Consider the following 22092-nt stretch of genomic DNA (forward strand, 5'->3'; position numbering starts at 1 on the left):
TTACAGACAAAGAGATTTAATGAGTGATTTTGAGCAAAGCTGTTTTGCTAAGCCGGTGATGTGTGGTGAATGGGAAACGATAAACTAAGCAATGGTAGCATTGAGCCTCCATTGCTTGTTTTAAACATCTAAAGTGTAACTACCGAACTTTCATCAAAAGTTATTGAAAATTCACTACCTTGTTGCCAGCGACTGTCAATGATTAGCTCAGCGTTATGATGATGAAGTACATGTTTAACGATGGCTAAACCTAAACCTGAGCCACCTGTATTTCGTGATCGTGACTTATCAACGCGATAAAAACGTTCGGTTAAGCGATTAACATCTTCCGGTCGAATACCCGGCCCATTGTCTTTGACCGAGAATTTAACTTTGCTGCCAAAGCGCTGCCAAATCACATCAATTTTACCATTGGCTTGCGTATAGGAAACGGCATTTGAAATTAAGTTAGCAAACGCACTTTTAAGTTCAGTATCTACTCCTAACACGCCAATTGAAGAGTCAATACTTGATTGTATATCATGATGTTTTTCCTGATTAAGCCAATTAGCATCTCGCAATAATTGTTGAATTATTTCAGGTACGTTAAGCACTTGCTTAACTTCATTTTCAGTATTAACTTCAACACGCGATAACACTAATAATTGCTCAACCAAGCGATCCATACGAGAGACTTGCCCTTCAATCACTTTAATTGCTTGATGCCATTGCGGCGCCAAACCACTATCCGGCGTGTTCATCATCTCAACATAACCGCGCATTACGGTAAGTGGGGTCTTAAGCTCATGGGAAACATTAGCCACAAAGTCACGGCGCATTTCTTCAATACGATGTATTTTACTGACATCTCTCGCCAATAATAGCAACGCATCCTGGCCATAATCCATAAAGCGCAACTCTAGTTGAATGTCGGCATTTACTGGCGCAGGCAACAGACAAGGGCTATCAAAACGGGCTTTTTCTATGTACTCAGAAAACTCTGGCGCACGTAATAAATTATCAATGCGCTGCCCTTCATCTCCAGGCCAGCGAATGCCAAGTAATTTAATGGCGCGCTTATTCGCCCACTGAATAGTTAAATCATGCCCAAGAACAACGCCAGCATCAGGAATTGCGTCAGCACCATCACGGAAACGACGAATACGCTCACTTAAGCGTTTTTGCTTTCTTCGGTGCTTTTTAACGAGCTTGTCTAAACCGTCAAATATACACCCCCATGTGCCTTCTGCCTGCGGCGGGGAGATAGATTTGGTTTTCCAAAGCCAATCAGACAACAATAAAATGTATTTATACTGATATATAATGACAGCCAATGCTGCAATTAACATCACAAGAAAAACGTGCCCTACTAGAAAGCCTAGTAAGGCACTGATAGAAAAGAGAATTGTCAGTCGCTGAATAATTTGACTGACAGATAATTTAATTGGCATACCGCTAGTTTAGTACCTTCCCGGAAAAACGATAACCAGCACCTCGAACCGTTTGAATAAACTCTTCATGACCTTGACCTGAAATCGCTTTTCTTAAACGTCGAATATGCACATCTACGGTACGATCTTCGACATAAACATTTGTTCCCCATACATTATCTAGCAATTGCTCACGAGAATAAACACGTTCTGTATGAGTCATAAAGAAATGGAGTAAGCGAAACTCTGTTGGACCTAAATCTAAATCATTACCTTCAATAGTAACACGGTGTGCAACTGGGTCGAGTTTCATCCCATGAAACTCAATCGCTTCTTCTAATGCTGTTGGCGATACTCGGCGGATCACCGCTTTGATGCGAGCGATAAGTTCTTTAGGTGAAAATGGTTTAGTCACATAATCATCAACACCAGCATCGAAACCTTTCACTTTATCTTCTTCGTCAGCTCTTGCGGTAAGCATAATAATAGGAATATTACGGGTGTATTCATTTTGCTTTAAGGTTTTTGCTAATTTTACACCTGTACCCCCCGGTAGCATCCAGTCTAACAGCACTAAATCAGGATAGGGTTCAACAACTTTGGTCATAGCTTGATCAATGTCATTGGCCTCAACTGCATTAAAGCCATTTTGCTCTAGCACAAAAGTAATCATTTCCCTGATAGGAGCTTCGTCCTCAACCACTAAAATTTGTCTATTCATTCAAAATTACCTGAGATATTGTAATCAACCTTAGATATGTAGACGCTATTATTTATCATTATGACAATTTAACCGGCAAATCACTGCTTCAAGCTGCATTGAGATATGCTAAATACTGACTTTCTATTCAACCTTAGTAGAAAAAAGTTGATAAGTTAGACGCTCAACATTCCTAATAAATAAGAACATTGTGATAAAGTTTAATTACACTTTTATGACATAAACCAGATTATTTGCAATCAAAATGTCATAAGCCCTCATAAAAGTGAAAAAGTCGCACGAATGCGACTTTTTAACAGCTAATTGTTGTTAGCTTAAAACTTATATTCAAGACCAACGGCTAAATAATCTTGGTCTGCTTTAGAGTCCATGTCATAAGTGGTATAGAAAGCGAACAGCTTAGTATTTTTTGCTAACGCGTAATCTGCACCAATTGTTGCACCAAATTTATCATCGCCACCATCAGTGTTCGCAGTTTGCACTTGTGCTTTTAACGCCAACTCTTTAGTTAAACCGTATTTAGCTGACACTAAGAAACCATCAGTGTCTACACCAGTATCTTGATTTTCTTGCGTTTGCGCCATTGCACCTAAAGTAACACCTGCCACTTTACCTTGAATTACAGCACGAACAATATCATAACCTTTTACATCAGAGTCCATAGCAATTGCTGCGTAGATCTCAGATTTTTTAAGAGATGAATCACCGTAAGTGATTGATGCAGAAATAGCATCATCAGCATCAACACTGTCTTCAGCAACATACGTTAAACCAAACTGGAAGCCACTGAATTTTGGTGATTTATAAGTTAAGGTATCAGCCATACGGTTTTCGCCTTTCCATAACACATTAATATCACCGTTTAGATCGCTGAATAACTCTACTTTACCTTGTGACTGTTTTAGTACGGTGTCATTTTTACCGATTAATACTTCACCGAAAACGCCTTGTAGACCAACATATTGGTTACGCGCAGTGATGTTATCTTCACTGTCGCCGTCCATATCTACACCAAATTCAGCTTTATAAACAGCAGTTAAACCGTTACCTAATTCATGAGTACCTTTAAAGCCAATACGAGAGTTATTGCTCTTAATTTCAGAATAAGAGCCTTCGCCATCGTCAGAGTTTTGAATTGTGACATTAGCTTTACCGTAAATATCAATCGATGCAGCACTTGCTGCGAACGAAGATGCTGAAAGGATTGCTAACGCTAGCATGTGTTTAGTGAATTTCATGTTTATACCTTTAATGTAAAGAGGTCATTTAATTGCCGCGCATTGTGACAACCCAATATGACACTTTTATTACAGTGTGAAATAAAGTTGAAAGTTTTATTATTTTTTTTTGTAACTTTTGTTTCTTTTCTGTTTCATTTGTGTGACTTCGTGTGACTTTGTATTAGTCACTTTGCCATTGCTAAATATAGACTAGGTTTTAAAATAATCCCTAATGTCGATGTTAAAACAGCGACTTAACTAAAAAAGCTGTCAAGCTCAGCTAAACTAGGTAGTATAAGCTTGAGCTCTAACATAAAAATAAAAAATAGGCGTGCAATGAAAGTCACCAGCATATCCAGAAAACTGTTATCTAGAGTGTTGTCTCTCTATTTCCTGTTAACGTTACTTGTTACAGGTGCACAGATTTTTGCTGAATACTTTAATGCGAAAAGCCATATCAATAGTGAATTATTAACTTTAGAAAAAACCTTTAGTGGCAGTTTAACGCGAGCGGTATGGGAGCTAAATACCCAACAAGCCATCGATATCGCCGAAGGGTTAGTAGCTATTCCTATGATTAAAGGGATTAAAGTTACCGATGAAAATAACCAAGTAATTACCCAACTTGGCGAAACCGGTGATGATACCGCGTTTAACTATAACAATAATAACGGCGAGGTTAATGGTGGTAGCACCACAAATATGAGCTCAGTATCGGGCAATTTGTTTGGTCATACTTTTCCATTAATATTTGAATTCTCTGGACGTACGACTCAAGTCGGCTCGGTGACCTTACTTTCAAGTAACGAGGTTATTTTTAACCGGATAGAAGTCGGCTTATACTTTCTAATCGGCAATGCCATGGTAAAAACCGCGGCATTAATATTCTTATTTAGCTTAGCGTTTAATAAATTACTTACCGCGCCATTAAATGAATTGACCGAACAAATTAATCAATTAGATCTAGAAGATCCCGAAGCATCCAAACTTCATTCAATGAACTTTGAAAAGAACGAATTAAATATCCTCGAAGATGCATATAACAACTTAATTGATGAATTAGTGCTGTTTAAAGAAAAACTCGCGTTGGCACAAAGTGATATTGTTGCCGCTAACCAGCAGCTTGATGAACAAAACTTATTGTTAGAGCAAGAGGTTGCGAAAAAGACGTCGTCGCTTAGTACCACAATGTTAAAAATGGAAATGCAGCAACGAGAGTTACTAAAACAGCAAGACCAACTTAAAGAAGAAAATAACCGACGTCGTCAAACAGAAAGCACCTTAATTCATACTAATAAAGATCTAAAAGCATCGATTAACGAACTGAATAAAGCACAAGAGCGCTTATTAGAAGCTGAAAAAATGGCCGTATTAGGTAATTTGTCAGCCGAAGTTACCCACGAAATTAACACGCCAATCGGTGTTGCCATTACCTCTACCACCTATTTAGCCGATGCGTTAGAAGCGTTACGGGAAAGTATGAATAGCCAATCCATGACCAAACGAGGCTTGGAAGATTTTATCGATAATGCTAACCGTAGTGTAACACTGATGGTTAACAACTTAAGCCGCGCATCTGAGCTTATTTCAAGCTATAAACAAGTCGCAGTTGACCAAACCAGTGATAAAATTAGGCAAATAAATATTGCTAAATATATTGATGAAGTCATTCAGTCACTACACCCGAAATTAAAGAAAACCACCCATAGCGTTAAAGTTAATTGCCCTGATGATATTAATATGTTCGTGCACGCAGGTGCTATATCGCAAATATTAACTAACTTAATTATCAATTCAATTATTCATGGTTTTGAAGGAAAAAACCGCGGTGAAATTAGAATTGATGTCAATTATCAAAACGACCTTTTACACCTCAAATATCGCGACAATGGTATAGGTGTAGCCCCCGAAGTATTGCCCAATATTTTTGAACCTTTCTATACCACTAAAGCAGGTGAAGGAGGCTCAGGACTGGGTACCCACATCATTTATAACCTGGTAACAGACACCTTAAATGGCACAATTGTCGCCAGCAGTGAGCAAGGTAACGGCCTTACGTTTGATATCGAATTTGGCAATATGCGCTAAGCTAAAGTGCCGCTGCCATTATAATAAAATAATTGCCCCTTTCTAATTACCTTTAGCTAATGATCGATAGCATTAATTAAGGTATGATGCCGTCCGTTTTATTATTCAAATTATGTTAAAGGAACGCTTACATGTGGTTTAAAAACCTTTATTTTTTCGCCTTTACCCGTCCATTCAAATGGACCGAACAAGAGCTTGAGCAACATTTATCCGAGCATCCTTTTACCCCTTGTAAGTCAACGGAACAATCACATTTTGGTTGGGTAAATGCCTTAGGGAAGCATGGCAACACCTTAGTACATGCAGCCAATGGCAGTTACCTATTATGTGCTCGCAAAGAAGAGAAAATTTTACCCGCTCCGGTGATTAAGGAAATGTTAGAGGAGCGCTGCGCTAAACTAGAAGAAGAGCATGGTCGCAGTGCCACCAAAAAAGAAAAAGAACAATTTAAAGAAGACATTACCTTTGAATTATTACCAAGAGCTTTTAGCCGTTTTAGCGATACCCGTGGTTATATCTCGCCACAGCATAATTTAATTGTCGTTGACTCAAGTTCTCGTGGCAAAGCAGAAGATTTCTTAGCATTACTGCGTAAGGTGTTAGGTACATTACCTGTGACTAGTTTTAGTCCAGAGCAAGCACCAGATGAAATTATGACTGACTGGATCACCGAGCAAAGCCTTGGTGAAAACTTCCAGCTAGGTATGGAAGCCGAGTTTAACGCCTTAGGTGATGATGGCGCGGTTATTCGCGTTAAAAACCAAGATTTATTAAGTGACGAAATTAAAGTGCACATCGATGCTGAAAAATTCGCAACGAAAATTGCTTTAGAGTGGGACGAAGCACTTTCATGCATGCTGTGTGATGATTTAGCCATTAAGAAATTGAAGTTTTTCGACGTATTACATGAACAAAATGATGACATCGACAAAGATGATATTGTTGCTCGACTAGACGCTGACTTTGCCTTAATGACTGGTGAAATTAACCGCTTTATTGTCGACTTACTCGCACAATTCTCGTTAACAACAAATAGTTATATAGAAGAAGAGTAAGTTAATTTATTTTATTGATAACTCATTGATAATGTATAGATAACTTATTGATCTGTTATTGAAAAAAAGCCAGTGTTATTTCTAACACTGGCTTTTTTATGCCTGACGCTAAATATTTAAAGCTATGCCTTTAAATTAGCTTTTTTAAGTTAGGTTAGGTTTTATATTGACCAACAATGGCTTCAAGTTCAACCGCAATATCATTTAGCTTAGCACTAATTGACGCTGCCTCTGTTGTACCGTTTGCGGTTTCTTCGGCCACCATCACAATCTGATGAACATTTTGGTTTATCGTCTCTGACACCATAGTTTGCTCTTCTGCTGCCGTTGCGATTTGATTATTCATATCGTTAATCGTAGTTACAGAGCCTTTGATTTCACGAAGCGCTTCGTCAACTTTACCGGCTTCACTTACCGTATGCGTACTTTGTTCACTAATTTTGGTAATCGCCGTAACCGCCTGACCTGTGCCATTTTGCAATGTCACTATCATTCGTTGAATTTCATCGGTACTACTAGCCGTGCGAGCAGCAAGCGTGCGAACTTCATCAGCAACAACCGCAAAACCGCGACCTTGTTCACCTGCGCGAGCCGCTTCAATCGCGGCGTTTAACGCCAATAAATTAGTTTGTTCGGCAATGCCGCGAATAACTTCAATTACCCCACCAATATTTTTTGATTCTTCGCCTAATTGCCCAATGACCTGCACACCTTCATCGACTTGAACGCCAAGGCCATTAATCACCTGAATGGTACCGTCTAAAATATCAGACGCGTCAACCACTTGTTGTTCCGCTTCCTGTGCCGCTTTTGCGGCATTGCTAGCACTTTGTGCAACATCTAAAGCCGTTGCCGACATTTCATTCATTGCCGTTGCCACCTGATCACTTTCAGCGTGTTGACGGTTTACTCCATCTTCTGCTTGCGCCATCAGTTCGCTTAAGTTAACACTTGATTGCGTTAACACTGATACTGAATTATGAACTTCTCTAACTAAATGCGAGATTTTGTCAGCAAACACATTAAACGCTGTAGCTAATGCGCCAAGCTCGTGACCAACGCTAGTATCTAAGCGTTTAGATAAATCACCATCACCATTGGCTATTTCATCTAACGCGGTAACCACATTGTTTAGTGGTGTGGTAATTGTTTGGCTTAATTTTAGTGCCGCACCTGCCATTACCACCAAAATAACAACGGCAAAGATTAACGAGCTAATGATACTTGCTTGCAATGTTTCATTATTTGCCTCATTAAGCGCGTCTAACTTTTTCTGTAAATCGTCGATATAAAAGCCGGTAGCGATAACCCAATCGGTACCTGGGATCATTGCCGCTTTGGCAATTTTAGGCGATGGTACTGTGCTGTTAGGTCGCGGCCAATTATATTCAACATAACCACCGCCCTTTTTAGCGATATCTATATATTCCCTAACAAGAAAGCGGCCTTCTTTACTCTTGCTGTCGATAAAGTTTTTACCTTCACGCTCTGGTTGGTCAGCACTAACAACTTGCGTACCTGAGGTATCGTAAACGAAGTAGTAGTTAGCATTTCCTTCATAACGTAGTCGACGTAAAATAACCTTTTTAGCTTCATCATCTTCTACGCCTGCAATTGAGGTAATGGCTAACTCAATAAAGGTATCAAGCTGCTTTTTACTTTCGCCATACAATGAAGCTTGCATTTGCGCTTGGCTTAAATCACTTATTTCCTTGTTATTCATCGCCGAAAGAATACTAAGAATAGTGACGGATATTGCCAGTGGAATTATCGCTAATGCGATTATTTTCGATTTGATCGACAAGTTGAGCATTCGTTTTCCTTACTCTCTATAATGTTACAGCTAGAGCGTGTTTATTAGAAATTATTGAATTTTTTTATTATTAACTTTCTTACCTTGCTTACCTTACTTACCTTACTTACTTGAACGCAATGCAATGCAACTGGTAGAACAGTTGTAAAGTATAATGACACTTGTATGTGACAAAAAAACTAAATTATTCATTTACCGAATAAAACGGGTGAATTTAAAAGCAGATTATCAAGGCTAAAAGTTTAGTTTATGTATGGAGTTGGTTAGCAAAAGGTCGAAGGTAGGAGATAATTAAACAAACGCCAGCTAATATACTGGCGCTTTACTTAACTACTTTAATTACCAACTTTAAATTAAATTAATGTGGTGCTTTTGTATTGGTTTAACGGTTAACAACCTAGTATTTAAATTAGGTGAACATGGCTCGAGCATGCTCGTACATTTCTTTAAATTCTTCACTGTCCATAAAATCTTCGCTAGGCAAAATATCTTTCTCTACATAGCTACGCAGCAATGCTTCTTGCGTAGACTGATTTTTAAATATGCCATGATATACCGCGCCTGCACGTATAAAGTCTAAGTAATGCGCTTCTTCCGGTAATACCGTCAAGTTACTCCAGTTCTCGACTAACTGTGTCATTTCATCTGAGAACCCCCACGCTTTGGTAACTTCTGCGCCAATTTTATTGCCAAGTTTTAAAATAGCGTGTTGTAAAAACGTTGGGTTAGCAAAAACATCCGGATGTTTTTCTGCCTCGGTTAATATGGGTAACACACCAACGTTATGAATTAACGCGGCTAATGTCAGGGTATCTAAGGTTAAATGAGTACGCTTGTGTAATTTCAAATAAAAGGTCATCAGGGCAACTGCCACCGAAGCAACATCAACAGTTTTTTTCCATGATTTGTCTAAATACATGGCAACAATATCATTTTCTGAGACAAACATTTGTTCAACTGCCATTGCCGTAGCAATACTTTTTATCTGTCGTAAGCCAATGCGCGTAACAGCCTGAGCAACGGTTTCCACTTTTACTGAGCGCCCGATAATTGCACTATTGGCAACTCTGATCATACTCAAGGATAAAGCAGCGTCATGGGCAATTATATCGCCCATTTGATGTAAATTAATTTCGGGATCGTCTGCCGCTGACCTAACCCTTAACGCGATTTCGGGCAGGGTTGGTAACACTAATGCGTCATGTTTGATTTTCTCAGTGAGAATTGTATACAGCGCGTTCTCTGTTGACATGAATTATCCTTATTATTGATAGTGTTAAATAAAAAATAGCACAAAACTAATTGAGTGGCTTATTTAGTTACATCGTTATTTAACATGGTAGTTTAGTTAACAGAAATTACTAACCTTGTTGAGCAAAAAACTTTATTTGTAAAAGTTGATATGAATCAAGCTAACGTTAGATATTCGTACTAAGCACAGGGATTTGATTGCACTCAACTAGCTAGAAACTAAAATGCGTTTCATTAATCATTGAATAATTTTTAGCTAATTTAACTATGTTTACCCCTGAATTACTTTCCCCCGCTGGAAGCCTTAAAAACATGAGATACGCCTTTGCCTACGGTGCCGATGCCGTTTATGCTGGGCAGCCTAGATACTCACTGCGCGTACGCAATAATGAGTTCAATCATGAAAATTTAGCCATTGGGATTAATGAAGCACATGCGTTAGGTAAACAGTTTTATGTGGTTAATAATATTGCGCCGCACAATGGCAAATTAACAACCTTTATCAAAGATTTAACCCCAATCATCGAAATGAAACCCGATGCCATGATCATGTCTGATCCGGGGCTGATTATGATGACCAAAGACGCCTTTCCTGATATGCCACTTCATTTGTCAGTGCAAGCGAATGCGGTGAATTGGGCCACGGTTAAGTTTTGGCAGCAACAAGGCATCGACAGAGTGATTTTATCGCGAGAATTATCGTTAGATGAAATTGAAGAAATTCGTATGCGCTGTCCGGATATTGAGTTAGAGGTATTTGTGCATGGCGCGTTATGCATGGCCTATTCTGGCCGCTGTTTGCTTTCTGGCTATATGAATAAACGCGATCCAAATCAAGGCACCTGCACGAACGCCTGTCGTTGGAACTACAATGTTCACCCAGCTCAGCAAACAGAAACTGGCGATGTTATTTCAATGCAAGCACAATCACCAGGCGTGACAGAGTTTGACCCACAAGCAGGTCATGGTTTTGATGATGTTGTATTAATTCAAGAACAGCACAAGCCTGACGAATATATGCCAGCATTTGAAGATGAACATGGCACCTACATTATGAATTCTAAAGATTTACGCGCCGTAGAACACGTCGAGCGTTTGGTCAAAATGGGCATACACTCACTAAAAATAGAAGGACGCACTAAGTCATTTTATTATTGCGCCCGAACCGCTCAAATATACAAAAAAGCCATTAATGATGCGGTAGCTGGCAAAAGTTTCAACCCAGAGCTTAATAGTGAATTAGAGCACTTAGCTCACCGCGGTTACACCGAAGGCTTTTTACGTCGTCACAAACACAGTGATACTCAAAACTATGATTATGGCTACTCAAAAAGTGACAGCCAGCAATTTGTTGGCGAAGTACTAGGTTACAACGAAGATAACGGGCTAGTCGAAATTGATGTTAAAAATAAATTTCTCGTTGGCGACGAGTTAGAGCTAATCACACCACAAGGCAACAAGCGCTTTACCTTAACCCATATGGAAAGCCCTAAGGGTGAAGTTATTTTAGATGCTAAAGGCTCAGGTCATAAGGTAGCCATTTCATTAGATACGTCATTTGATTTAAGTTTTGGCATTTTAATGCGCTACCTTGAAGACGGTGAAACAACGAGACACCCATTTTCCCAAAATCAACAAGCGGGATAGGAGAATAACATGGCACTATTAATTGAAGATGATTGCATCAACTGTGATATGTGCGAGCCAGAGTGTCCAAATGAAGCTATTACTCTAGGCAAAGAGATTTATCAAATTGATCCGGATAAATGCACCGAATGCTTAGGTCATTATGATGAAGCGCAGTGTGTTAAAGTATGCCCGATAGATTGTGTGATTCCCGACCCTGATCATCAAGAAACAGAAGCAACTTTATTAGAAAAGTTTGAACGTTTGTACGCTTGATAAAAACTTTCTCAGATAAAAAACCAGTACTTCTAGAATAATAACAAAGATATTTTTAATAATCGGCTAACTAAAACTCTTTGAAAAGCATTTAGTTAGCCGCTATGTTAATTAGTATACTTATATCGGACATTAGTATGCTCGACATCCTTACCTTAACCGTTATTGCCATTATCGCGGTTCTTATTTTTGATATTACCAATGGCTTTCATGATGCCTCGAATATGGTAGCAACCTTGATTGCTTCTCGCGCCATGACACCCGCTCAAGCAATCGTTTTAGTTAGCCTTTTCACTTTTCTTGGGCCGATATTAGCCGGTACTGCGGTTGCCGATACCATAGGAAGCTTTGTTAGCTTAAATGATTTAACTAATACCATTAGTTTAACCATTGTACTTTGTGGGCTACTGGCTGCAATTTTATGGAATCTTCTGACTTGGCGGTTTGCTATGCCCTCTTCCTCATCCCATGCTTTAGTAGGCGGCTTAGTTGGCGCTGTCATCATTTCTGCTGGTGCTGAGCATGTAGTATGGGGCTTTGGCCAATTACAACACGGACAACTTACTGGCGTAACAAAAGTTATCGCTGCACTTTTACTATCTCCGATTTTGGGATTTATCCTTGGATTTTTATGGCACCGTTTAATGTGCTTTCTATTACGCGCAGCTCACCCGAAAATTAATCAAAAATTACGCTATAGCCAATGGCTTACCGCAGCAGTTTTAGCGTTTTCTCATGGCACTAATGATGCGCAAAAAGGCATGGGAATTATTGCACTTGTGCTAGTGCTTAGCGGTTCATTAACTGAATTTTCAGTACCGATATGGGTAATATTGGCTAGCGCGACCAGCATTACTCTAGGTACATTATTTGGTGGTTGGCGAATTATAAAAACCGTTGGCTATGGTATTTATAAGTTACGACCACTACATGGGCTAAATGCTCAATTAGCCTCTTCTAGTGTTATTTTAGCTGCATCTTTGCTAGGTGGGCCGGTATCAACAACCCATGTCGTTAGTTCATCAATTATGGGCTTAGGCGCGTCAGAGCGGCCACGAGCAGTGCATTGGCTTAAAGCGAAAGAAATTGCTTTAACCTGGCTAATTACTTTTCCAGGTGCAGCATTTTTTGGCATGCTGCTAACTTGGATAACATTAGCTAGTCTTAGCTAACACTTATCTGAGCTAACACTTGTCTTACCAAAATGGATAAAGCGTAATGACTATAAAAGACAACAAGTTAATCAGCAGAATTTGGCAGCGATTATTTCCGCCAATGCCAGATTTTTATCAGTTACTTAACCGGCAATGTGATTTAGTGACCAGTGGTACTACCGAACTAACTGCCTATATGAATTCAAGTGACGATAGTCATGCCGAAAAAGTCATCGCTCTAGAGCGTCAAGGCGATATGCTAAAAGCCGAGTATATGACGACATTGCATCAAGCATTTGCCACACCATTTGATCGAGAAGATATTTACCGAGCGTTTTCCGCGCTAGAAGAAGTGATTAATTACCTTAACAGCACTGTCACTGAAATGCGGGTGTTAAATATTAGCCCTGACAAACATACGCGCGTTATGGCCGACTTGCTGCATGAAGGGGTATTGTCGCTGCAAAAAGGCTTTGCCCGTTTAGCCACGCAACCATTAGCAGCTGAGGCTGATGCTGATAATGCCCGTCAAATTGAACGAGCAGTTGAACGAATTTATCGTAAGGCGTTAGCAGAGCTATTCGATGCTAATCACTATGTTGCCAGCTTAACGTTAGAGCAACAAGAAGCTGCTGAATCATTAGATGTATTAATGCAAACTCTGAATAAACGGGAAGTGTCTGCCGTTGGCTCGGTTGCTGGCTTTATGGTTGATATTCTAAAGCGCCGCGAAGTCTACCGTCATATGTCGAATGCCGCCGATCGCGTCGCACATGCAGGTGAAATACTGCATGATATTGTGGTGAAAATTACTTAAGTATTATTAAGTCAGTTACAACAAAAAAAAGGGCAATAGCATAAAAAGACTATTACCCTTTTGTATTTGAATTGAAAATCAATTTAATTAATTAGTGATTTTCCGACACCATATTTACCGTGTACTTAGGGATCTCAACCACTAGGTCTTCATCTTGTACAATTGCCTGACATCCTAAACGAGACTCTGGCTCTAAACCCCATGCTTTATCAAGCATATCGTCTTCTAATTCATCCGACTCATCTAGCGAGTCAAAACCTTCGCGAATAATCACATGACAGGTAGTACACGCACAAACCTTTTCACAGGCATGCTCAATACCGATATCGTTTTTAAGCGCGACATTTAATACGCTCTCACCTTTTTCGGCTTGTACTACTGCACCGTCAGGGCAAAGTTCTTCATTGGGTAAAAATATAATTTGTGGCATTGATTAAACCTTATCTACTGATTGACCGGCAAGTGCAGTACGGATTGATGAATCCATTCGACGTTCAGCGAATGTCGCCGTGACCTGATTAACCACTTCAATTTGTTTTTCGATATCATTGACTGATGTTGTTTTTGCAACATTGGCTAATGTTGCAAGCGCTAATTCTATCTCGGCCGCTTCTTCTTGGCTAAGCAATTCTTTATCGGCTTTTAGTGCCGCTTCAACCGCTTCAATAACGCGTGCAGCTTCGACTTGTTGCTCTTTCAGCATACGCGCTTGAATATCGTCTTTCGCATTAGCCATTGATTCTTTGATCATGCTAGCAATTTGGCTTTCTTCTAAACCAAACGATGGCTTAACGGTAATTGCCGCTTCGACACCAGTTGATTTTTCCATCGCGCTAACTTGTAGCAAACCATCAGCATCAACTTTAAACGTGACACGAATATGAGCTGCTCCCGCTGCCATTGGCGGAATATCACGTAATTCAAAACGTGCTAATGAACGACAATCATCAACCAGTTCACGCTCGCCTTGCAGTACGTGAATCGACATTGCCGTTTGACCATCTTTGAACGTCGTAAATTCTTGCGCTTTGGCTACAGGAATCGTGGTATTACGCGGGATCACTTTTTCTACTAAACCGCCCATGGTTTCTAAACCAAGCGACAATGGCGTTACATCTAACAGCAACATATCGCTGTCTGGCTTATTGCCCGCTAAAATGTCGGCTTGAATAGCTGCACCAAGTGCCACTACTTTATCTGGGTCAATTGAGGTTAATGGCTGCTGTTTAAAGAATTTTTCTACTTCAGCACGTACTAATGGCACGCGAGTTGAGCCGCCGACCATAACAACTTCAATAACGTCTTCTGGCGTTACTTCGGCATCTTTTAATGCGCGGCGACACGCTCGAAGTGTTTGAGCAACTAACTTACCAACTAATCCATCAAACGTTGCTTTGTCTAAATTATGTTGCCAGCTTACCCCATCTTCTAGGGTTAAGGTAATGTCAACATTTTCAGCAGATGATAACGCTTCTTTAGCAAAACATGCTTGATGAGTTAATTGACGTTCAAGAGAAGCAGACAGTGGACGCTGTAAACCAGCTTGCTGGCATAGGTAATCAGCTAACGCTATATCAAAGTCATCACCACCAAGCGCGGAATCACCGCCAGTGGCTAACACTTCAAAGACACCTTTATTTAAACGTAAAATTGAAATATCAAACGTACCGCCACCTAAATCATAAACCGCGATAACGCCTTCATTGCCAGAATCTAAACCGTAAGCAACGGCTGCCGCTGTCGGTTCATTCAATAAACGTAAAACATTTAAACCCGCTAATTTAGCGGCATCTTTAGTGCTTTGACGCTGAGCATCATCAAAATAGGCAGGAACGGTAATTACTGCACCAACTAAGTCGCCACCAAGTGATGCTTCGGCGCGTGCGCGCAAGCTTTTTAGAATTTCGCTAGACACTTGAACCGGATCAACTTTACCACTGCGAGTAACAATGGTCGGATGGTTTTCATCACCACAAAACTCATAAGGCAGTGATGGGTATTTACCTTGAATATCCGTTAATGAGCGGCCAATAAGACGTTTAGCAGAAATCACGGTATTTTGCGGGTCGGCAATTGCTAACGCTTTTGCATCGTCTCCAACCAATATCTGCTCTGCCTGATAACTCACCACAGAAGGTAAAATATCACGGTTATTTTCATCAACTAGGGTTACCGCTTCACCACTTTTGACACTAGCAACTAACGAATTAGTCGTGCCAAGGTCAATACCTACGGCTAATCGATGTTCATGGGGAACACTGCTCTGCCCCGGTTCAGCGATTTGTAATAAGGCCATGTTTCACTCATTCTTTTTGGGTACGATTGTCAGAATACTGACCACTAAAATATGACTAAAATTTTAGCAAATTAATTGGGGAAAAATTAGCTTTCGAACAGCAAGTCTTCAAGACGATCAAGCTCTTGATGCAGCTTTTGATAAAACTTTAATTTGCGTAAGATTTCAGCTGCTGCAAGGTTAGCCTCTGCCGTATTGTCAGCAAGTTTGATTTGCATGGCTTTATACAAACCATCAAACTCGGTTTCCAACACTTGATTGGCTTCAAACACTGCCGCATCAATATCGTCAGCAAATTTTACTTCTGCCAACATTTCGCGAAGCTCCATTTGACGCATCAAAAACATATTATCTTTGAACGAGGCTTGCTCGTTTGGCAGCTCAGTGCCGCGAAGTGACAACATATATTCGGCGCGTTTTAACGGTTTTTTTAACGTTTGGAAGGCATCATTAATCATTGAAGATTTCTGAACAGCTAAGCGCTTTTCTTGCTCAGATGCTTGAGCATAACGATCAGGGTGCACGCTGCGTTGCAATTTTTGGTAAGCTTGAGTTAATTGAGCAAGATCAATATTAAATTTGTCTTCTACACCAAATAATTCAAAGTAATTCAAAACAACTCCGGTACTTTTTTAGGCTATTCTAGGTTATGCTCTGCTACTCGTTAATTTGGTTAATGAGTAACAAAAACGCGATTATACGTTAAAGCTTTCACCACAACCACACTCACCTTTGGCGTTAGGGTTGGTAAATTTAAACCCTTCGTTAAGCCCTTCTTTAACGAAATCAAGCTCAACACCGTCAAGGTAAACTAAACTTTTGCCGTCGATGATGATATTAACGTCGTTAATATTAAAGATTTCATCATCTTCATTTAATTCATCAACAAACTCTAAAACATACGCTAAGCCTGAGCAGCCAGTCGTTTTAATGCCAAGGCGAAGGCCTAAGCCTTTGCCTCGGTTTGCTAAAAATGAACTTACGCGCTCATGAGCTGCGTCGGTCATTGTTACCGCCATGATTAACCCTTAACCTTGATGCTTGTTATGGTAATCTTCAATCGCTGCTTTAATGGCATCTTCAGCCAATATAGAGCAGTGAATTTTTACTGGTGGTAATGCCAGCTCTTCAGCGATAGCAGTATTTTTAATTGCTGCCGCTTCTTCTAAGCTTTTACCTTTTACCCATTCAGTAATTAATGAGCTTGAGGCAATTGCTGAGCCACAGCCGTACGTTTTGAATTTTGCATCTTCAATAATACCGGCATCCGATATTTTTAATTGCAATTTCATCACGTCACCACATGCTGGTGCGCCAACCATACCTGTTGCAACTTGTGGGTCATTTTTGTCAAGTGAACCCACGTTACGCGGATTTTCATAATGATCGATTACTTTTTCACTATATGCCATTGTTCTCTACTCCTATTGCGCCCTTATAAAGGATTAATGCGCTACCCACTCAACTGATTCTAAATCAACACCGTCTTGAAACATTTCCCACAGTGGTGACATTTCACGCAAGTGACCAATCGCCTTTTGGATTAATTCAATTGCGTAATCTATTTCTTCTTCGGTTGTAAAACGGCCAAAGCTAAAACGAATTGAGCTATGTGCTAATTCGTCATTTAAGCCTAATGCTCGTAATACATATGACGGTTCTAAACTTGCTGAAGTACAAGCTGAGCCACTTGATACGGCTAAGTCTTTAAGCGCCATAATTAATGACTCACCCTCAACAAAGTTGAAGCTAACATTTAGGTTACCTGGGTAACGCTTGTCGAAGTCACCATTAACAAAAACTTGTTCCATGTCTTTAATGCCAGCCCATAAGCGGTCACGCATTTTAGTTACGTGCTCAAGATCTTGCGCCATTTCTTCTTTGGCAATACGGAACGCTTCACCCATACCAACAATTTGGTGAGTTGCTAAAGTACCGCTACGCATACCACGCTCATGGCCACCACCGTGCATTTGTGCTTCTAAACGAATACGCGGCTTACGACGTACGTAAAGCGCGCCAATACCTTTAGGGCCATAAATTTTGTGGGCAGAAAACGACATTAAGTCGACTTTCAATGCTTGCATATCAATGGGTAATTTACCGGCACTTTGCGCGGCATCAACATGGAAAACAATTTTACGCGCACGACACATTTCGCCAATTTCGGCGATGTCTTGAATAACACCAATTTCGTTATTCACGTGCATAACAGACACTAATACTGTGTCATCACGCATTGCAGCTTCTAACTTTTTAAGATCTAATAAACCGTTTGGCTCTGGATCTAAGTAAGTAGCTTCAAAGCCTTGACGCTCTAATTCACGGAAAGTATCAAGCACAGCTTTGTGCTCAGTTTTAACTGTAATGATGTGCTTACCTTTTTTATTGTAAAAGTTAGCAGCACCTTTAATCGCTAAGTTATTTGATTCCGTTGCACCTGAAGTAATCACGATTTCACGAGGATCTGCATTAATTAAATCTGCAATATGGTTACGAGCAATATCTACCGCTTCTTCAGCTTGCCAGCCAAATTTGTGTGAACGAGAAGCTGGGTTACCAAAGTGACCATCAGTCGTCATGTATTCCATCATTTTCTCAGCAACACGCTTGTCTACCGGGGTAGTCGCTGAGTAATCAAAATAAATCGGTAATTTCATGGATGTCATATCTCCAACATTTAACACGCTGGCTGTTACCAGTCGTGTACTATATTTCTGGTTGCAATCAAGGTCTCTAAGTTAGCTTCAGAATGGTTTTTCTTCTGGCTATCTTGGCGTTTTGAAACCGATTTAACATCTCTTTGTTCAACGAGCTCAGACAAAGAAATGCCCTGTAAAAATTCTTCAATTCGGTTACTTAAATCAGACCATAAGGTATGGGTTAAGCATTGATGACCGCCTTGGCAATTTCCTTGCCCCATGCATTTTGTTGCATCAACACTTTCATCAACAGCACTGATGACATCAGCAACCGCAATTTCTGCCGAACATTTTCCTAAGCGATATCCGCCGCCAGGGCCACGTACACTTGACACTAAGCCATGTTTACGTAAACGAGAAAAAAGTTGTTCTAGATAAGAAAGTGATATTCCTTGTCGTTCTGAAATATCAGCTAAAGGCACAGGTCCAGAAGCAGCATGTATCGCTACATCTAGCATCGCTGTAACAGCGTAACGCCCCTTGGAAGTTAATTTCATAATGTGCCCTAGTCAATTTGACGCGCAATTGTACATAACCTAGTAAATTAGTCAAATTAATACCTGACTAAATTACTAGGTTATTTTAAGCGTTCAATAAGCAAGGATCAAGGAATACTTGAGTTATTTACTCAGGTACTCCTTATTTATAGAAATAAAGTGACGTTGATTAACAAGAAAGTTAAATTTCCGGATCAAACGATTCAACCGTACGCTGCCTGCGCTGAGCAGCTTTTTGTTCATCTTCAACAAATTCACCAACGCGTAACTCTGGTAATTGTTTATCACAGACATTACCGCCAAGTGTGTTCACTTCTTTACACAAGTCAGTCACTTTACCGTCCATTAAATGAATATGATCAAGCAATCGACCAATGGCCTTGGCAACAGGATCTGGGTTATCTTCTGATACAGCATAAGCATCGAAACCATATTTTTTCGCCACTTGCTCACGCTCGCCATCTTTTGTCGACTTACCATTATTGCTAACGATTTTGCCAGGAATACCAACGGCGGTAGCATTGGCTGGTACATCTTTTACCACCACAGAGTTAGAGCCGACTTTACCACCGTCACCAATAAAAATTGGTCCTAAAATTTTTGCGCCGGCACCAATAACCACGTTGTTGCCCAACGTTGGGTGACGTTTACCTTCCTTCCAGCTAGTGCCACCTAAGGTGACTCCTTGATATAAAGTAACGTCATCACCAATTTCGGCTGTGCCACCGATAACGACACCCATACCATGATCAATAAAGAAACGACGACCAATAGTTGCGCCAGGATGAATTTCAACCCCTGTTAGCCAACGAGAAAATGTTGAAATAGAGCGTGCCAACAGCTTCCAGTCTTTTTTCCACAATTTGTGGGCAATTCGGTGAAACCAAATGGCATGTAAACCTGGATAGTTGGTTAATACTTCAAAACTAGTACGAGCTGCTGGATCTCGATCAAAGACACTATTGATATCTTCTTTGATGCGACTAAACATATCTATTCCTACTTAGGTTAACAGCGCAACCATGTTAGCGATTAAATAGTAAGTATTACTAATCGTTGCGCTTAGCTGTTTTTTCAATAGACGACAAAATACCACGCCACATTTTGACTTCTTTCATATCAGGGCGCGCGCGATTTATGAATCGACGTAATTTAGTCATCACTAAACCTGGGTGACTTGGCACAATAAAGCCTGTTGCCTTTAGCGCGTCTTCAAAATGTTGGAACATGCGCTCGGTTTCTTCAACCACAGGATATTCTTCATCATCGTTTTCATTTGTTTGCTTGGAGGCAAATGCTGCATTTTCTGCCGCCAAATATGCCATACGTACTTCATAACTTAACGTTTGTACTGCCATGGCTAAATTCAGTGAACTGTACTCTGGGTTCGCCGGAATTTGTACATGAAAGTGACAAAGCTGTAGTTCTTCATTAGTTAAGCCACTACTCTCACGACCAAAGACTAACGCAACCGGATAATCCGTCACTTCTTCAATTAACTTTTCACCACAGCTTCTTGGCTCTAGCATTGGCCAAGGTAGAGTTCTAGATCTGGCACTTGTACCAACAACTAGACCACAATCAACAATTGCTTCTTCCAAGGTACTAACGACTTGAGCATTAGCTAACACATCGGTTGCTCCTGCGGCTAACGCCTGCGCCTGACCATTTGGCATTTCAATCGGATCAACCAATACTAATTGGCTTAAGCCCATGGTTTTCATAGCTCGAGCCGCCGAACCAATATTGCGGCAATCCGAGGTGTTTACTAATACTATTTTTACATTGGCCAAACTTGGCTGCTTTGAAGATAACTGATTAGACATTTATAACTATCTAGATGGCTAAAATTGCCGTCATATTATCACAGTGGTTAGCAAATGTAGGCAAAATTTTTAACGCTTTAGCAAACTAATGCCAATGGTGATTCTGTCTGTATTAGTCGAAATTGTTATAAAAAGTTAAATATCTAGCTTGTGCTATATATTAGAGAGCAAAAAAACGAACAAAAAATCAGCAATAGCTATTTTAAATAAGCTCTGCTATAATCCGCGCCGCTTTGGCAACGAGTGCGATTGCCACACTGTTCTTTTACATGCTGTTTTACAAATTAATTTAATGGGTAGTCACAAATGCATCCAATGTTAAATATCGCTGTGCGCGCTGCGCGTTCGGCTGGAAACGTTATTTCACGCGCTTTTGAGCAACAAGATAAAATTGAAGTTGAATCAAAAGGTACTAATGATTTTGTTACCAATGTTGACAAACAAGCTGAACAAGCAATTGTTGTTGCCATCCAAAAAGCTTACCCAACTCATTGTATTATTGGTGAAGAATGTGGCGTTATCGACGGCTCAGACACCGACTATCAATGGATCATCGACCCACTCGATGGCACAACTAATTTTGTAAAAGGCATTCCTCATTTTGCGGTTTCTATTGCATTAAAAGTTAAAGGCAAATTAGATCAAGCCGTAATTTATGATCCAATCCGAGGTGAATTATTCACCGCTAGCCGTGGTAAAGGCGCACAATTAAACGGTTGTCGTATTCGCGTTAAAAACGCAAAAGATTTAACCGGCTCAGTACTAGCTACTGGTTTCCCATTCAAGAAAAAGCATCATATCGACGCTTATTTAAATATGTTTAAAACATTATTCCCAAAAACGGCTGATATGCGTCGTGCTGGCTCTGCAGCATTAGACTTAGCATATGTAGCAGCAGGTCGCGTTGATGGATTCTTCGAAATTGGTTTAAAACCATGGGATACCGCTGCTGGTGAATTACTGGTAGTTGAAGCTGGTGGTTTAGTGACAGATTTCGTTGGTAATCATAATCATCAAGCATCTGGCAACATTGTTGCTGGTAGCACTAAAATTTTGAAAGAGATTTTAAAAGATATTCGCCCACATTTAGGTGAAAGCTTAAATAAGTAACTTAGTAGTTGCTAGTTTTATTCAAATAAGTTGCTCGCAGTATTTATAAGATATAAATTATTAGAAAAGCCGCTTTAGTTTCCTAACTAAAGCGGCTTTTCTTTTGGCTATGTTCCCATTAACTGTTGTTGAATGCGAAATAGCTTGTTTTCATTAAGGTTTCCTGGAGCATCCATATACCTGAACCAACCAAGGTAATGATCAAGGTACTTTGTGGCGACTCCATGAAAC

Annotated in this window: 21 protein-coding genes and 1 pseudogene; 7 read left to right on the forward strand and 15 right to left on the reverse strand. The window is 40.1% G+C overall.

The genetic code is table 11. The features are described 5' to 3' along the window. Positions 1-128 precede the first annotated feature (128 nt). The 3 genes from phoR to ACOB82_RS14935 form a co-directional block, all read right to left on the reverse strand. Complete coding sequence (gene phoR / locus ACOB82_RS14925; protein WP_448213780.1) at positions 129-1430, reverse strand: phosphate regulon sensor histidine kinase PhoR; 1302 nt, start codon at positions 1428-1430, stop codon at positions 129-131. A 4-nt stretch (positions 1431-1434) separates the two neighbouring features. After that, positions 1435-2130: a phosphate regulon transcriptional regulator PhoB gene (gene phoB, locus ACOB82_RS14930; protein WP_448213781.1), complete on the reverse strand. Its 696-nt coding sequence runs from the start codon at positions 2128-2130 to the stop codon at positions 1435-1437. A gap of 314 nt (positions 2131-2444) precedes the next feature. Next, a complete protein-coding gene (locus ACOB82_RS14935; RefSeq protein ID WP_448213782.1) occupies positions 2445-3368 on the reverse strand; it encodes a porin in 924 nt (307 codons plus the stop codon). A 318-nt stretch (positions 3369-3686) separates the two neighbouring features. Here ACOB82_RS14935 and ACOB82_RS14940 point away from each other — a divergent pair, with 318 nt between their 5' ends. Both ACOB82_RS14940 and rdgC read left to right on the forward strand, forming a co-directional pair. After that, complete coding sequence (locus ACOB82_RS14940) at positions 3687-5438, forward strand: ATP-binding protein (RefSeq protein ID WP_448213783.1); 1752 nt, start codon at positions 3687-3689, stop codon at positions 5436-5438. A 131-nt stretch (positions 5439-5569) separates the two neighbouring features. Further along, positions 5570-6493: a recombination-associated protein RdgC gene (rdgC, locus tag ACOB82_RS14945; RefSeq protein WP_448213784.1), complete on the forward strand. Its 924-nt coding sequence runs from the start codon at positions 5570-5572 to the stop codon at positions 6491-6493. Between the two features lie 154 nt (positions 6494-6647). On the opposite strand, the gene ACOB82_RS14950 is transcribed toward rdgC, so the two are convergent. Together ACOB82_RS14950 and ACOB82_RS14955 are read right to left on the reverse strand one after the other, a co-directional pair. Further along, complete coding sequence (locus ACOB82_RS14950) at positions 6648-8306, reverse strand: methyl-accepting chemotaxis protein (RefSeq protein ID WP_448213785.1); 1659 nt, start codon at positions 8304-8306, stop codon at positions 6648-6650. Positions 8307-8715: 409 nt separating this feature from the next. After that, the gene (locus ACOB82_RS14955; protein ID WP_448213786.1) at positions 8716-9558 is read right to left on the reverse strand and encodes an HDOD domain-containing protein; all 843 of its coding nucleotides are present in this window, start codon (positions 9556-9558) and stop codon (positions 8716-8718) included. A 266-nt stretch (positions 9559-9824) separates the two neighbouring features. On the opposite strand from ACOB82_RS14955, the gene trhP reads away from it, so the two are divergent. From trhP to ACOB82_RS14975, 4 genes are all read left to right on the forward strand, one after another. Then, positions 9825-11204, forward strand: a complete 1380-nt coding sequence (gene trhP / locus ACOB82_RS14960; RefSeq protein WP_448213787.1) for a prephenate-dependent tRNA uridine(34) hydroxylase TrhP — start codon at positions 9825-9827, stop codon at positions 11202-11204. Between the two features lie 9 nt (positions 11205-11213). Next, positions 11214-11459 carry a YfhL family 4Fe-4S dicluster ferredoxin gene (locus tag ACOB82_RS14965; RefSeq protein ID WP_448213788.1) on the forward strand — a complete coding sequence of 82 codons (246 nt, stop codon included), beginning with the start codon at positions 11214-11216 and terminating at the stop codon, positions 11457-11459. 137 nt (positions 11460-11596) lie between these two features. Then, positions 11597-12631 carry an anion permease gene (locus tag ACOB82_RS14970; RefSeq protein WP_448213789.1) on the forward strand — a complete coding sequence of 345 codons (1035 nt, stop codon included), beginning with the start codon at positions 11597-11599 and terminating at the stop codon, positions 12629-12631. A 46-nt stretch (positions 12632-12677) separates the two neighbouring features. Next, entirely contained in the window at positions 12678-13430 is a 753-nt protein-coding gene (locus ACOB82_RS14975; protein ID WP_448213790.1) for a DUF47 domain-containing protein, read from the forward strand. A 91-nt stretch (positions 13431-13521) separates the two neighbouring features. Here ACOB82_RS14975 and fdx read toward each other — a convergent pair whose 3' ends face one another. The 9 genes from fdx to trmJ all read right to left on the reverse strand — a co-directional run bounded on the left by fdx (position 13522) and on the right by trmJ (position 20751). Next, positions 13522-13860 carry an ISC system 2Fe-2S type ferredoxin gene (fdx, locus tag ACOB82_RS14980; RefSeq protein ID WP_448213791.1) on the reverse strand — a complete coding sequence of 113 codons (339 nt, stop codon included), beginning with the start codon at positions 13858-13860 and terminating at the stop codon, positions 13522-13524. A 3-nt stretch (positions 13861-13863) separates the two neighbouring features. Further along, positions 13864-15726: a Fe-S protein assembly chaperone HscA gene (gene hscA, locus ACOB82_RS14985; protein WP_448213792.1), complete on the reverse strand. Its 1863-nt coding sequence runs from the start codon at positions 15724-15726 to the stop codon at positions 13864-13866. Positions 15727-15812: 86 nt separating this feature from the next. After that, positions 15813-16340, reverse strand: coding sequence for a co-chaperone HscB (gene hscB / locus ACOB82_RS14990; RefSeq protein WP_448213793.1), 528 nt, complete (start codon positions 16338-16340; stop codon positions 15813-15815). An 81-nt stretch (positions 16341-16421) separates the two neighbouring features. Further along, the gene (gene iscA, locus ACOB82_RS14995; protein ID WP_448213794.1) at positions 16422-16745 is read right to left on the reverse strand and encodes an iron-sulfur cluster assembly protein IscA; all 324 of its coding nucleotides are present in this window, start codon (positions 16743-16745) and stop codon (positions 16422-16424) included. A 9-nt stretch (positions 16746-16754) separates the two neighbouring features. Next, positions 16755-17138, reverse strand: coding sequence for a Fe-S cluster assembly scaffold IscU (gene iscU / locus ACOB82_RS15000; RefSeq protein WP_448213795.1), 384 nt, complete (start codon positions 17136-17138; stop codon positions 16755-16757). A 33-nt stretch (positions 17139-17171) separates the two neighbouring features. Then, positions 17172-18386 carry an IscS subfamily cysteine desulfurase gene (locus tag ACOB82_RS15005; RefSeq protein ID WP_448213796.1) on the reverse strand — a complete coding sequence of 405 codons (1215 nt, stop codon included), beginning with the start codon at positions 18384-18386 and terminating at the stop codon, positions 17172-17174. A 35-nt stretch (positions 18387-18421) separates the two neighbouring features. Further along, positions 18422-18925 carry a Fe-S cluster assembly transcriptional regulator IscR gene (gene iscR / locus ACOB82_RS15010; protein ID WP_448213797.1) on the reverse strand — a complete coding sequence of 168 codons (504 nt, stop codon included), beginning with the start codon at positions 18923-18925 and terminating at the stop codon, positions 18422-18424. 181 nt (positions 18926-19106) lie between these two features. Continuing rightward, on the reverse strand, positions 19107-19916 hold the full coding sequence (cysE, locus tag ACOB82_RS15015; RefSeq protein WP_448213798.1) for a serine O-acetyltransferase: 810 nt from the start codon (positions 19914-19916) through the stop codon (positions 19107-19109). Positions 19917-19974: 58 nt separating this feature from the next. Beyond that, positions 19975-20751, reverse strand: a complete 777-nt coding sequence (trmJ, locus tag ACOB82_RS15020; RefSeq protein WP_448213799.1) for a tRNA (cytosine(32)/uridine(32)-2'-O)-methyltransferase TrmJ — start codon at positions 20749-20751, stop codon at positions 19975-19977. A 306-nt stretch (positions 20752-21057) separates the two neighbouring features. Between trmJ and suhB the strand changes: the two genes are divergently transcribed. After that, complete coding sequence (suhB, locus tag ACOB82_RS15025) at positions 21058-21861, forward strand: inositol-1-monophosphatase (RefSeq protein WP_448213800.1); 804 nt, start codon at positions 21058-21060, stop codon at positions 21859-21861. 107 nt (positions 21862-21968) lie between these two features. Here suhB and ACOB82_RS15030 read toward each other — a convergent pair. After that, positions 21969-22092: pseudogene (locus ACOB82_RS15030) on the reverse strand (IS1595 family transposase); the annotation flags it as partial.

The organism is Colwellia sp. MEBiC06753, from assembly GCF_053470325.1.